Here is a 12,718-nt window from a genome sequence, read left to right as displayed (position 1 = left end):
AACTCCTTACTTAGTGCATTATCGTAGCTTTGATATACGATCTGCTGTACTTAAAATATCTGTTACACGTACGCCAAAATTTTCATCAATGACGACAACTTCCCCTACTGCAATTAATTTATTGTTGATTAAAATATCAACAGGTTCCCCTGCTAATTTATCTAGTTCAATAATCGACCCTTGAGAAACTCCCAATATTTCTTTAACCATCCGTTTTGTTCGTCCCAATTCAACCGTTACTTGAAGTGGAATATCGAGTAACATGTTTAAATTGTTTGGTTCAGATTGAGAAGAACTAGACTCATCAAAACTTGAAAATTGGACAGATTGGATATTTGGTGTTGATTCTGAATCTATTGTTTTTGTACTGTTTGATTGAGTAGTAGATTGGAATTGCATCTCTTGTGTCTCCTCCGGATAATCCTCGTCCAATGAATCTGTTAAAATCCCTACCATTTGTTTAGCTAAGCGTACTGGAATATTCAATTGGAGGCTTAGGCTTTTTTGACTGCCTATTTTTATTTGGAAATCCCCCTGAACAAACCATCTTTCTTGCGTAAATTTAGATACTGGGAAGTCTTGTTGTGTTTCAATCAAATCCATACTAGATAAGGAATGAGAAACCTCTTGTTCTAATACAGTAGCCATTGACTGCGACACAGAAGTGAACATTTTTTCAACAACTTCTTCAACAATCTGGAACTGTTTTCGCATATTTTCTGCTTCACTACCTGCGTCCATCATTTCACTAATGGCTTGGACATCCTCTACGTTTATAGCTAGAATCTGTATGCCATTGATGCCTCCGATATATTCCCCTAGCACAACAATATAAGGTGACATTGTAGTCGTTATTAAATGATCATTTTGCTTTATTGATAGTTCTGCAGACATAACAGTGGTTTGCTCAGAAAATAGTGAGGAAAGTACGTTAGAAGAACCACCCATTGAAACATTTAGTAACTCTGTTAAAGCTTCCATTTCCACTTTAGACAGTAAGCTTTCGGAAATCATCTTGTCTGTCGTTTCTTTTTGACCCAATAAACCGTTAATCTCATCGTCAGATAACTTATTAGTTGTCATCGAATTCATCTCCTTCTCCATGAATACCGGTAACTTGTACAGCCATCCGGCCTTTCGAAACCCCTGGTTGTGCAAAAAACTTTTGCTTTTCATCAACCAATACAATAACGGGATCGGTATAGGACTCGTTCAAGCGAATAACATCTCCACTTTTAAGAGTTAAAAAATCGCCAACTTCTATCGATGATCTTCCTAAAATAGCTTTGACATTGAGTCTCGTCGCTTGTAATTTCTTTTCTAACGCTTCCATTTCATGATTTTCAATTGTTTTCTTCTGATTAGCTAACCAATGGCGTGCGGATAGCTTAGGAAGAATTTGCTCTAATACCACGTGTGGCAAGCAAATCTTGATGATGCCTTCTACATCTCCAATTTTTGCATGTAAAGAAACCAAAATTACCGTTTCATTCGGTGGAAACATCGTTAAAAATTGAGGATTCACTTCGATTTCTTTAAATTCAGGAGATAGTTTAATTACGGACAACCAAGCTTCTTGAAAACTAGTTAAGGTTCTAATAAAAATTCTCTGAATCACACTAATTTCAATTTCAGTTAAATCACTGCTCTTTTGCGATATATTTCCTTGACCACCAAGCAAACGATCGATCATGACATATACAACTTCAGGAGAAAATTCCATGACCATACTTCCTTTAAGTGGAGGAGCATCAAATACACCTAAAAGGGATTTCTGTTGCACATTATTGATAAATTCTTCATATGGAAATTGTTCCACAGAAGTAACTGAAATTTGAGCATTTGTTCGTAGTTGCGTTGATAAGTATGTTGTCAGTAAACGCGAAAAATTCTCATGTATTCTAGTTAACGTTCTGACTTGATCTTGTGAAAAGCGTAGTGCTTTTTTAAAGTCGTACGTTTGAACATTTCTATCTTTGATAGGTTTAGCCTGTTTAGGTTCTTCCTTTTTTAAAGAAGAAAGAATGGCATCAATATTTTCATCTGTTAAAACATCTACCAAGGAAGTTCCCCCCTCATTCCGTCCAGTTTGGCTCTTGTAAACTATGTAAAAGGTTTATCTTCTGGTAGAAGGTCGTTACTTTATCTGTAACTTCTTCAACCGTTTCTAATACATGTACCTTCTTACCAGATAGTAACGTCACAACTGTATCTGGAATTGATTCTATTCTTTCTATATAAACGGCATTTAATGTAATAGACGAACGATTTAATCTAGTTAAATGAATCATAATAAAAGTGGCGAGAGAGAGGAATTCCTCTCTCAGCCCAACCCCCCTATATTATCGTTTCAAGTTAACGACTTCTTGTAAAATTTCATCAGAAGTTGTAATTGTACGTGAATTTGCTTGGAAACCACGCTGCGCGATAATCATTTCCGTGAATTCTTCAGTAAGGTCAACATTCGACATTTCAAGCATGCCTGACGCTATTTCAGTATTCAAATCTTTTGGAGATCCTATTGTTAATCCACCAGTGTCTGCATTTGAAGTCATTTCATATAAAGATCCACCAAATTTACGTAGCCCCGATGGATTTTCAGGTTGAGCAACTCCAATAGTAGCAATTGTTGTTTCATTTCCATTCGCTTCTTTACCAATTACTTCACCTAAACGATTAATAGTAAATGAATCATAAGTAGTTGAATTAATGTTAATTTTATCTCCATTATTATCTAGAACATTATAGCCTTGTGAAGTGACTAAGTTTCCTTCAGCATTTACTACAAAATTCCCAGCTCGTGTTAAATAACGATCATTTGTAGTACCATCTTCTTCTGGGTTTTGCACTACGAAAAATCCGTCTCCGCTTATAGCAAGATCTGTCCCAACACCAGTTGTCATAAATGAACCAGATGTATGAACCACGTTGATTGCAGAAGTCGTTGACCCTAATCCAACCTGCATTGGATTAACACCACTACTTGATAAATTTTGACTTAATAAATCTTGGAAATTGATTGTGCTTTTTTTATATCCAATCGTATTAACATTCGAAATATTGTTACCAATCACGTCTAATTTAGTTTGAAAACCTTTCATACCCGACACACCCGCATACATTGAACGTAACATTTGTTTTTCCCCTTTGAGGAACTGTCTTTTATCCTTTAGAATTAGACAATTTCCTATTCATTTTTTGTTTCTCAGTTCTTTTCAATACGTTGGATAGTATTAATAGGGACCTTTACATTATCATTTTCAAGTTCCACTATTAATTCACCGTTTTTAATGGATAACGCTTTAACAATTCCTTCACCCGACTGCAGTACCCCATTTACTTCCTGTTCCCAATACACAGTATTTCCAATTAAATCAGCATGTTCAGTTAAAGACTGCTTACCTTGAAGTCCAACAAACTGAGTCATCGCTTGATTTAAGTTTGTTAACTGTTCCAAGCTACTAAACTGAGCCATTTGACCAATGAATTCCGTATCCTTTAACGGTTCTAAAGGATTTTGGTTTTTCATTTGTGTCACTAGAATTCTCATAAAAGCATCTTTACCAAGTGCATTTTGTGGCTCTGTTGGTTTAGTTGTACCCAACGCTTGCGTACTTACCGAGCTAGAACTGCCCACATTCATGAAAACACTCCTTTCATATACTAAATTGTATAATCGATCTTCATCTGTCCGGTTACTGCATGATTACGTTCTATCGTCACTTCTTCTTCAAGTCGTTGATAGCCATTTTTATTGTGCGACGCATTCCCTTGCTTTTGCTGTTGAGAAAAGCGTTGGTCTGGGTGTGCATTTTGCTGTCCAAATTGTGAAGAATGTTGTTGCATTATTTCAATCTTCTCTATTGTTATCCCCTGCTGAAGCAGTGAATTTCTTAACTGATTAACTTGGAGATCTAACGCTTCTTTTGCTACTGAGCTGCTAGTGAAAATCTGAGCTGCAATCTTTCCATTTAATTCGGTTATTCGAATATCTAAATGTCCGAGATGTTCTGGAAAGATGTTCACTTTTATTTGTGTGCCTTCCCCAGTACCATTCAAACGAAAAGAGCCGCGGAGAACTTCACCTAACTCTTCTATAAGATTAGTCATGCGAACAGTTGGCGCTTGAACTGGTGCACTCGACTCGGGTCGCCCGGATGCTTGACTTGTCTTTGTTATGTCTGAAGCTGTAGCCATCAAAATCGAGCTACTCTCTTCGTTTTGAATTGCTTCTAGTGGCAGACTATCCACATTAGACAGTTGTTTTACGGTAGTCTCAGTTACCTGTCGAGTGGTACTTTCAACATTTGCCTCAATGCTTAGCTCGGAATCAATTGACTGTGTATGGCTTGTCAGTTCTTGACTAAGGTTATTCATTTGTTTTAGTACTTGTTCCAATTGTTCTAATTGCTTTAATGGAGTGTGTTTCCCAGCACTTTGTTGTTCTGTCTCAAGCTGTTGGGTAAACTCGATTAATTGTTTGAATATCTGCTCAACCTTTTTGGGATCAGCTAAAATATTTTTATCTTCTACCCCCATAATTTTGGGATCATCCTCGAATTGTTTAACAGATGCTTTTGACATGAGCGACTTAAGCTCTTGCTCAACCTGATGAAGTAAGTTCATTAGCTTGTCTTGAGACGGGTTACTTACCATTACCTTTTCTACACTCGACTCAGTGACTTGAAGGTTTTCTTCCAATTGAACCGTTTGAAGAGATAGCATTTGGATGATCGCATTCATCATCTCTTGTTGTTCAGGTGACAGGTTTTCTTTCGGTAAACCTTGCAACACTTGCAACACATCTTCAAGTTTTTCTAGCAGCTTAACCTGCGGAGTCTCAGTTGCTATTTTTTCAGTTATTACTTCTTCACTTGGTATTTGGCCTTCAGCAGTGAAAACACTCAACAGTTGTGCAAAATTCACGGATTCTTTTGCTGTCGTACTAGTTTGATTTAAAGGTTTTGTTGTTAGAACGACTGGTGACTGAAAAGACATATGCAATGCGTCTATTGAATTCACCCTCTCTCAGCTAAACTGGCTTGCGATGTTCGATAAAATCTCGTGCTCGCCAATTCATCAAAAAAATTCTGTTCTACCACTTTGTTCCGTTCTACATACATAGTAAGGTCTTGTTGCTTTAAGTTGCCCCAGGTCTTTTCTTCTTGAGCTTTCATTTGTAAGTGACTTTGTGTTTTCGTCACATTGTTTTGTAAATGCATGAGCTCTTGATTAGAAGAAACCAACAAATCTTGAAGTTGATGAATATAAGTTTCCAACATTCTTAATTCCGAGATGTTAACACCATCTTGTTGCTTATCTTTTTTTAAACGTTCTGCATCCATGATTTTGTTATAGATGGCTTCTTTTTTTCGGTGTCCAACTTCTTCTAACTTAATGGCATCAGCCATTTGGATTTGTGCAAAGTCTTTTTCAATTTCTTTTAAATCTAATATTTTTTGAAATCGGAAGTTAAATTGTGTCACGTATAAGTTCCCCCAAATTGCGCTGATAACTTTTTAATACTATCTTCAAGCTTGGTCTTTTCATAAATATCTTGTTGTAAATATTCTTTCATCAAGGGATAAGAATGGATAGCATCATCTATTTCTCTATTTGCACCACTTTTATAGGCTCCAATATTTATCAGGTCTTCAGCTGAATCATACGCAGCTAACAATCTCTTGAATTCTATAGCGGCCTTTTGATGTTCTTCAGAAACAACTTCATGCATGACTCGGCTAACGCTAGACATAATATTGATTGCAGGGAATTGACCTTTTTGGGCAATTTTACGATCTAACACAATATGCCCGTCAAGAATTCCTCGAACAGCGTCGGCAATCGGTTCATTCATATCATCACCATCAACTAAAACCGTGTAAAAAGCAGTAATTGAACCTTTGCTTGACGTTCCTGAGCGTTCTAATAGTTTTGGTAACATGGCAAACACACTTGGTGTATAACCTTTACTTGTCGGAGGTTCACCAACCGCAAGTCCAACTTCACGCTGTGCCATTGCAAACCGTGTAACAGAATCCATCATTAACATGACATTTTTTCCTTGATCCCGAAAATATTCGGCAATTGCGGTTGCTGTTAGTGCACCTTTAATCCGCTGCAGTGGAGTCTGGTCTGAAGTTGCTGCAACGATGACTGATTTTTTCAATCCTTCAGGACCTAAATCACGTTCGATAAAATCACGAACTTCCCTGCCCCGCTCTCCAACTAGCGCGATGACGTTTATATCGGCTTCTGTATTGCGGGCGATCATGCCCATTAATGTGCTTTTTCCAACACCACTGCCTGCAAAAACACCAATTCTTTGTCCTTGACCAACTGTCAACAACCCATCAATAGCTCGTACACCAACTTCTAATGGCTTTTCTATTCTTGGTCTTTGTAATGGATTTGGTGGTGTATTATTGGTTGAGTATTTTGTTAAACCCTTTGGTAGTTCCCTTTCATCTAACGGTTTCCCCGTTCCATCAAGGATTTTCCCCAAGATAGACGGACCAACTTTAATTTGAAGTGGAAATCCAGTTGCGACAACTAAGCATCCCGGTCCAATTTGAGATACATCTTTAAACGGCATTAGTAGAATTTTATTTTCTTTAAAGCCCACTACTTCGGCTTCAATTGGCTTCTCATGATTGTTAGGGTACAGCAGACATATTTCTCCGATTTTTGCATACGGTCCTCTTGATTCGATCGTCAAGCCAATCACTTGAATCACTTTTCCATGCTTTTTAATCGGTTCAATTTCTTCTAATAACGCAAGGTAATCATCTTGCCTTAGGTTCATCGTTTGACTTCTCCTCACAATAGGCGAGTAATTGCTTCTTAATTTCTTTTAGCTGACTATCAATCGTGACATCGTATGAACCACTTGCCGTGTGTATCATACAACCACCTTTTGCAAGATTAGCAACTGGAATCAGTTTCAATTCTGATTCTGCTCTTACATAGGTTTTAAGTTCCTCTAAAAAGGGTAAAACAATTGGGTAATCTTCTGGTGACACATGCATCACTACGTCTTCAGATTCTTCAATTTGTCTTAGAGCATGCTTTACGACGTTTAGTAATTGGTCATCATGCTGTTTTAATTCTTCTTTTATCACTTTTTCAGCAACTTTCACACTGAGAGACAGTAGGAATGATTCCGATTGTTGAACAATTTTAGCTTTCTCTTCATAAGCTGTTTGGATTAATTCCTGCATTTCTTGTCGCTTTTCTCGAAATTCTTCTTCGACTTGCAAAAGACCTTGGTTCGTTCCAGCTTGAAAACCTTGTGTTGATGCTTCTTCTGCTATTCTTCTTGCTTCCTGTTTAGCTTCTTCTTGCTTCTCTTGCCACCAGTTATCAATATCTATTTGAGCATTTTCTTGATCTATCTTTATTTGATTTTGTAATTCACTGTACTTAGCTTCTAATACTTCTACCTCGTACATCAAATGTTCTTTCATTTGTCCAGAATCTATTTCTTTTTCGATAGAATCCAATCTCTTGTTTTCTATTTTTTTTGTTTGTATTATTTTCTTTTCAACTGTAGGAAGATGATTGAAACGAAAAACATTAGACAATTATTTCAGTCCCTTCGCCACGGGCTACAATAATCTCGCCTTTTTCTTCTAAACTTCGAATCAACGTCACAATATTTGTTTGTGCATTCTCAACATCTTTTAATTTCACAGGACCCATCAAGCCGATTTCCTCGTTGATTGTTTCAGCTCTTCTAGCTGACATATTGCGATAAATTACATCTTTCACATCTTCACTAGCTACTTTTAATGCGTATATTAAATCCGCATCAATAACTTCACGAATAACTCGCTGAATTGAACGTGTATCTAAATTCACGATATCTTCAAATACAAACATTCGCTTCTTAATTTCTGCTACAAGCTCAGGTGTATCCAGTTCCAATTGAGAAAGAATTGCTTTTTCTGTTCCACGATCCACATTGCTCAATACTTTAACAATTGCTTCTACGCCGCCTGTTGCCGTGTAATCTTGAGCACCAGTTGCCGTAAGCTTTCTCTTAAGAATTTGCTCTACTTGGTGTATTACTTCTGGTGAAGTACTTTCCATTTGTGCAATTCTTCGAACTACTTCTGCTTGTTTCTCAGGTGGTAACTCAGATAAAATTTGCGATGATTGCTTAGAGTCCAAATAAGAGAGAACAAGTGCAATCGTCTGTGGATGTTCATGTTGCAAAATATTTAAAAGCTGTTTTGGATCAGATTTTCTAGCAAAATCGAATGGTTTTACCTGTAATTTGTTCGATAGGCGTCCGATTGTATCCATTGCTTTTTCTTTTCCTAACGCTTTTTCAAGGACTTCTCTTGCATAAGCCAAGCCGCCCTCGTTCATATAATCCTGGCCGAGAATCATCTCGTAAAATTCATTAATTACCTGTTCTGTTTGACCTTTTTTTAGTTGTCGAACATTAGAGATTTCCATCGTTAGTCGATCAATCTCTTGCTCCGTTAGTTGTTTAAATGCTTCAACAGATACTTCCGGACCTAAACCAACTAACAATACGGCTACTTTTTGTAATCCAGTTAACTCTTTTGTCTGTTTAGCCATGTGTCACTCTCCTAATCTTCTGACATCCATGTCCGCAACAATTTCGCAAAATCTTCTGGTCGTCCTTTGGCAAGCTTTTCAATTGTTTTTCGTTTAGGATTTGCTTTTGTATTAAATTCGGATAAATCCATTTCTTCATTCTCATTAATGCTAAGAGTTGAAGATGCAGGTGGTTCAAACATTTCATATTCGAATTCTTCCTCAAGTTCTTCACGTTTTCTTTTACGAATAACAAATATTAAAATAACAACGATTAGAAGTAAAAGAGCAATTCCAACGCCGATAAAGATAAGAACATAGTTCGGTATATTATTAATATTTAACAACGATTCTTTGGGGTCACCCGTTACGACTGTTTTACCTTGAAATTCAGTTGCAAATACGGATATCCGGTCATCCAGCTGTTCGTCTGTCACTTGGTTGCCATTCATACTTAATGAGGTACTTACTGTATTTTTCAAAAGATTACTAATATCAGCTATATTTTGCTGTGTTAAACTTTCCAAATCTTCAGGATTAGGTGGCTCGACACCAACATTAATCGTAATATCATCAATGACATATGGACTTAATTCTATTTGGCGATTAATCCTGTTTACTTCGCGGTTAATTCGCTCTTCTGTTTTCTCAGATTCACTATTTCCGCCTAGAGCAAGACCTGGATAATTTGCTATTTCCGTTTCACCAACACCTGATGTGTCGTCTGCAGTAGCGCCTTCGCTTGAATAGGTCTCTACAATTCGTTCAACGCTTATATCAATACCTTCATTTGTTTCTTTATTGACAGCTTCAACTAGATTTTCTTCCCGCTTTTCTTTCGTAAAATCAATACTTGCCATGACTGACACGACCACTTTGTCACGACCAAGAGTTAAACCGAGCATTTGTTGCAGTTCACGCTGAATATCTTTTTCAATATCCTTTTTTATTTCTCGCTGTTGCTGATATACAGACAAAGCTGTATCTATCTGGTTTTCTTCTTGTATTTCAAAAACCTGACCATTTTGATCCATAATGACAATTTGTTCAGGCGGTAAATTAGGAACACTTTTACTTATCAAATGATAAAGACCATTAATTTGTTTTGGATCTAGTTGGAAGGTTGGATCACCTTTTACAACAACAGACGCGGTTGCTACTTGTTCTTCATCTGTAATCCAAACATTTTCTTTTGGAAGGGTAATCATGACGTTTGCTTCCGTAACACCATCAATTTGCTTGATTAAATCAGCAAGTTCATTTTGCATCGCATCACGCTCAACTACATCAAAATGACGATCCGTCATTCCTAACCCCATATTTTCACTAAAAATACTGTAATTCACATTGCCGCTTTTCGGTATGCCATCAGCTGCTAAACTTACTTTTAAATTTGCAATCTCTTCGTTAGGAACACTGATTGCCTTACCATCTGACGAAATCTGAACTGGAATTCCTTGTTCTTCGATTGCCGTTTTAATTTCACCAGCTTCAGCTGGAGACAAATTTGTATATAGCGCTGCATAACTTGTACGCGAACTAAAAAATACAATAATAAAAAGTAGCAACAGAGTAGCAAAAAATGTACCGATGATAGACCACTTGGTAGTTTTAGAAAAGCTTCCCCATGATTCTGTTAATTTCTTTTTATAAACGAGTATCTGATCTTTCATTTATCCTTCATCCTTCACCCTTATTACAGGAATCATAATTGCATTCTCATTACTTCTTGATAAGCTTCTACAACTTTGTTACGTACTTGAACAGTAAGTTGTAAAGACAGACTAGCTTTTTGTGATGCGATCATTACTTCATGTATATCTTTTACTTCACCTGTTACTAATTCATTGGTCAATTTATCCGAATGATTCTGCGCAGCTTTTACTTCTTCAAGTGTCTGTTTAAATAGTTGACCAAAACCTTCAACTTTATTTTCAGGCTGGGTTTTTGAAATCGATTGATTTTGAATAAACGGGGTTTGAATTTGGCTTAGTTTGTCCATAGTACACTCCTTAGCAATCTACTAAATTATTTGCCAATCTCTAAAGCTTTCATAAACATACTTTTCGATGCATTTAGTGCCGTGACATTTGCTTCATAAGAACGGGTTGCAGACATAAGATCAACCATTTCCTTTATTGGATCAACATTTGGAGAACGGACATAACCATCTTCATCTGCATCGGAATGTGTTGGGTCATAGGTAACGGTAAATGGCGATTGGTCCTCTTTAATTTTTGATACCTTTACTCCCGACACTTGTCCAGATTCCTGATTCATTATGGACTGAAGTTGCTGTTCAAACGGGGATACCCCGCTTTGTGATAATTCCACTGATTTTCGACGGTAAGGAACCCACTCACCATTAACAAGCTGAGCACGAGTCGTATTGGCATTAGCAATATTTGAAGATACAACATCCATTCGCATACGATTGGCTGTCAATCCAGAAGCACTAATATTAAAACCATTAAATAAGCTCATTCCTACTACCTCCCATCAATCACTGTTCTTAAACTATTAAATTTCCCATTTACTCGTTCGGTTACTGCGTTATACCATAATTGGTTTTTTGCCAATTCTGCCATTTCAACATCCATATCCACGTTATTGCCGTTCGGATTAAATTGTGTAGCATTATTCACCTTTATTGTTGGATTAAATTGTGCAGTTTCACTGCTAAAAGGAATATGATTAGCATTTGTCTTAAAGCTGGAGATACCCTGAGAATCGAGAGCATTATTTAAAGCTGTTTGAAAACTAACTTGCTTGCTCTTGTAATTAGCTGTGTCCACATTTGCGATGTTAGCTGAGTGAACCCGCTGTTTTAATGAAGCAGTTGATAGTGCCTGCTCTAGAGATTGAAAAGATTGAGGAAATATATTCATGCTTAACCTCCTGTTTTTTTTGAAAATGGCCATAAAAAAACACCCTAAAGAAAAAGGTGGACTTTACTTTCAATCCTCCATTTTCGGCAACCCGGCTACCCTATACCAAAATATTTAGGCCCGTGGCTTTGCGTCCTTATCTTTCGAATAAGTTTGCTATTATCGTTATGAAAAAACTATATTAAGTTATCAAACATTTTTTCGTGGTTTTTCGACATATTAGTACCAAAATATACTAACACTTTAACATAGTTTTCTGAATTTGTGTGACATTTCAATAAAAATAAATACTTTAATTACCATTTTAAATTTAATTTTTCTATATTTATCCAAAGCAAAATGGTATGCTGATTTATAATCAGATTAGCGCGTTTTTGAAAGGAAGGAACAATCATGTTTCGTGGATTATATACTGCCACTTCTGGAATGATGGCACATAATAGGCAGCAGCAAATTTTGACTAATAATTTAGCAAATGCGAATACCCCTGGATATAAACAAGATTTAACTGTTTTGCGTGCTTTTCCTGCTCAATTACTAAAAGCGATGGAAAAAGGATACACCATGGACAATGGTACTAACATTCCTTCTGGACAAACGACCATCGGCACATTAAATACAGGAGTCTATACGCAAGAAGGAATCCCGTCCTTTACTCAAGGGGCATTAAGAGAGACTGGAAACACAACAGATTTCTCCCTTCTTACTGAGTCATTACCAATTAATCAGGACACACAACAACAAGGTACATTAGTCTTTGCTGTTGGACTTGATAATAACGAAGTTCGCTATACACAGAATGGTCAATTCACAGTTGATGAATCCGGTAATCTTACAACTGCTGAAGGTTACAATGTGTTAAATCAAAACTTACAGCCTATCCAAGTGAATTCAAAAGATTTTAAGGTCATGGATAATGGACAAGTTTTTTTAGAAGACGGCACAACAACTAATCGATTATGGCTCGGTTACACTCAAGAGCCTAAACAATTTATTAAAGAAGGTCAAGGCTTGATGCGTTGGGGTGGAAATGCGCAAGACACACCTCAGTTTGTTGAAACTGTAGAGTTGCTAAATAATGCAGGTCCCTTAGTGAAACAAGGTTTTGTTGAACAATCCAATGTCGATTTGACGCAAACGATGACGGAAATGATGAGCACATATCGTGGCTTTGAGGCGAACCAAAAGGTTATACAAGCCTATGATCGCAGTATGGAAAAAGCGGTAAATGAAATTGGCCGAGTTTACTAAGGAGGTTACTA

At 36.9% G+C, this 12,718-nt stretch carries 15 protein-coding genes and 1 riboswitch; of the genes, 1 reads left to right on the top strand and 14 read right to left on the bottom strand.

What is annotated here, in order from left to right; genetic code table 11:
* Positions 1-18 precede the first annotated feature (18 nt).
* From fliY to flgB, 14 genes are all read right to left on the bottom strand, one after another.
* Positions 19-1,083 (bottom strand): flagellar motor switch phosphatase FliY, encoded by a 1,065-nt coding sequence (gene fliY, locus WBG45_RS01855; RefSeq protein WP_424412095.1) that lies wholly within the window; start codon positions 1,081-1,083, stop codon positions 19-21.
* Positions 1,073-2,062, bottom strand: a complete 990-nt coding sequence (fliM, locus tag WBG45_RS01850) for a flagellar motor switch protein FliM (RefSeq protein ID WP_424412094.1) — start codon at positions 2,060-2,062, stop codon at positions 1,073-1,075. The genes fliY and fliM overlap by 11 nt, the downstream gene beginning before the upstream one ends.
* A 13-nt stretch (positions 2,063-2,075) precedes the next feature.
* Positions 2,076-2,291, bottom strand: coding sequence for a flagellar FlbD family protein (locus WBG45_RS01845; RefSeq protein WP_424412093.1), 216 nt, complete (start codon positions 2,289-2,291; stop codon positions 2,076-2,078).
* A 51-nt stretch (positions 2,292-2,342) separates the two neighbouring features.
* Positions 2,343-3,134: a flagellar hook-basal body complex protein gene (locus WBG45_RS01840; RefSeq protein WP_424412092.1), complete on the bottom strand. Its 792-nt coding sequence runs from the start codon at positions 3,132-3,134 to the stop codon at positions 2,343-2,345.
* Positions 3,135-3,205: 71 nt separating this feature from the next.
* Complete coding sequence (locus tag WBG45_RS01835) at positions 3,206-3,643, bottom strand: flagellar hook capping FlgD N-terminal domain-containing protein (RefSeq protein ID WP_424412091.1); 438 nt, start codon at positions 3,641-3,643, stop codon at positions 3,206-3,208.
* 20 nt (positions 3,644-3,663) lie between these two features.
* Positions 3,664-4,998, bottom strand: coding sequence for a flagellar hook-length control protein FliK (locus tag WBG45_RS01830; RefSeq protein ID WP_424412090.1), 1,335 nt, complete (start codon positions 4,996-4,998; stop codon positions 3,664-3,666).
* A gap of 20 nt (positions 4,999-5,018) precedes the next feature.
* On the bottom strand, positions 5,019-5,486 hold the full coding sequence (gene fliJ / locus WBG45_RS01825) for a flagellar export protein FliJ (protein ID WP_424412089.1): 468 nt from the start codon (positions 5,484-5,486) through the stop codon (positions 5,019-5,021).
* Positions 5,483-6,805 carry a flagellar protein export ATPase FliI gene (gene fliI, locus WBG45_RS01820; RefSeq protein WP_424412088.1) on the bottom strand — a complete coding sequence of 441 codons (1,323 nt, stop codon included), beginning with the start codon at positions 6,803-6,805 and terminating at the stop codon, positions 5,483-5,485. The genes fliJ and fliI overlap by 4 nt, the downstream gene beginning before the upstream one ends.
* Positions 6,786-7,583, bottom strand: coding sequence for a FliH/SctL family protein (locus WBG45_RS01815; protein WP_424412087.1), 798 nt, complete (start codon positions 7,581-7,583; stop codon positions 6,786-6,788). The genes fliI and WBG45_RS01815 overlap by 20 nt, the downstream gene beginning before the upstream one ends.
* The gene (fliG, locus tag WBG45_RS01810; protein ID WP_424412086.1) at positions 7,576-8,589 is read right to left on the bottom strand and encodes a flagellar motor switch protein FliG; all 1,014 of its coding nucleotides are present in this window, start codon (positions 8,587-8,589) and stop codon (positions 7,576-7,578) included. Before fliG ends, WBG45_RS01815 begins: the two co-directional genes overlap by 8 nt.
* Positions 8,590-8,600: 11 nt before the next feature.
* Positions 8,601-10,241: a flagellar basal-body MS-ring/collar protein FliF gene (gene fliF / locus WBG45_RS01805; protein ID WP_424412085.1), complete on the bottom strand. Its 1,641-nt coding sequence runs from the start codon at positions 10,239-10,241 to the stop codon at positions 8,601-8,603.
* Positions 10,242-10,273: 32 nt separating this feature from the next.
* On the bottom strand, positions 10,274-10,570 hold the full coding sequence (gene fliE, locus WBG45_RS01800) for a flagellar hook-basal body complex protein FliE (protein WP_424412084.1): 297 nt from the start codon (positions 10,568-10,570) through the stop codon (positions 10,274-10,276).
* A 26-nt stretch (positions 10,571-10,596) separates the two neighbouring features.
* On the bottom strand, positions 10,597-11,052 hold the full coding sequence (gene flgC, locus WBG45_RS01795) for a flagellar basal body rod protein FlgC (RefSeq protein WP_424412083.1): 456 nt from the start codon (positions 11,050-11,052) through the stop codon (positions 10,597-10,599).
* Positions 11,053-11,057: 5 nt separating this feature from the next.
* Positions 11,058-11,456 (bottom strand): flagellar basal body rod protein FlgB, encoded by a 399-nt coding sequence (gene flgB / locus WBG45_RS01790; protein WP_424412082.1) that lies wholly within the window; start codon positions 11,454-11,456, stop codon positions 11,058-11,060.
* A gap of 82 nt (positions 11,457-11,538) precedes the next feature.
* Positions 11,539-11,624, bottom strand: a riboswitch (cyclic di-GMP riboswitch).
* 225 nt (positions 11,625-11,849) lie between these two features.
* Between flgB and WBG45_RS01785 the strand changes: the two genes are divergently transcribed.
* Positions 11,850-12,707, top strand: a complete 858-nt coding sequence (locus tag WBG45_RS01785; protein ID WP_424412081.1) for a flagellar hook-basal body protein — start codon at positions 11,850-11,852, stop codon at positions 12,705-12,707.
* Positions 12,708-12,718 lie beyond the last annotated feature (11 nt).

This window comes from Paenisporosarcina sp., from assembly GCF_049671445.1.
Lineage (GTDB): Bacteria > Bacillota > Bacilli > Bacillales_A > Planococcaceae > Paenisporosarcina.
This window is presented reverse-complemented; position numbering and strand designations above follow the sequence as displayed.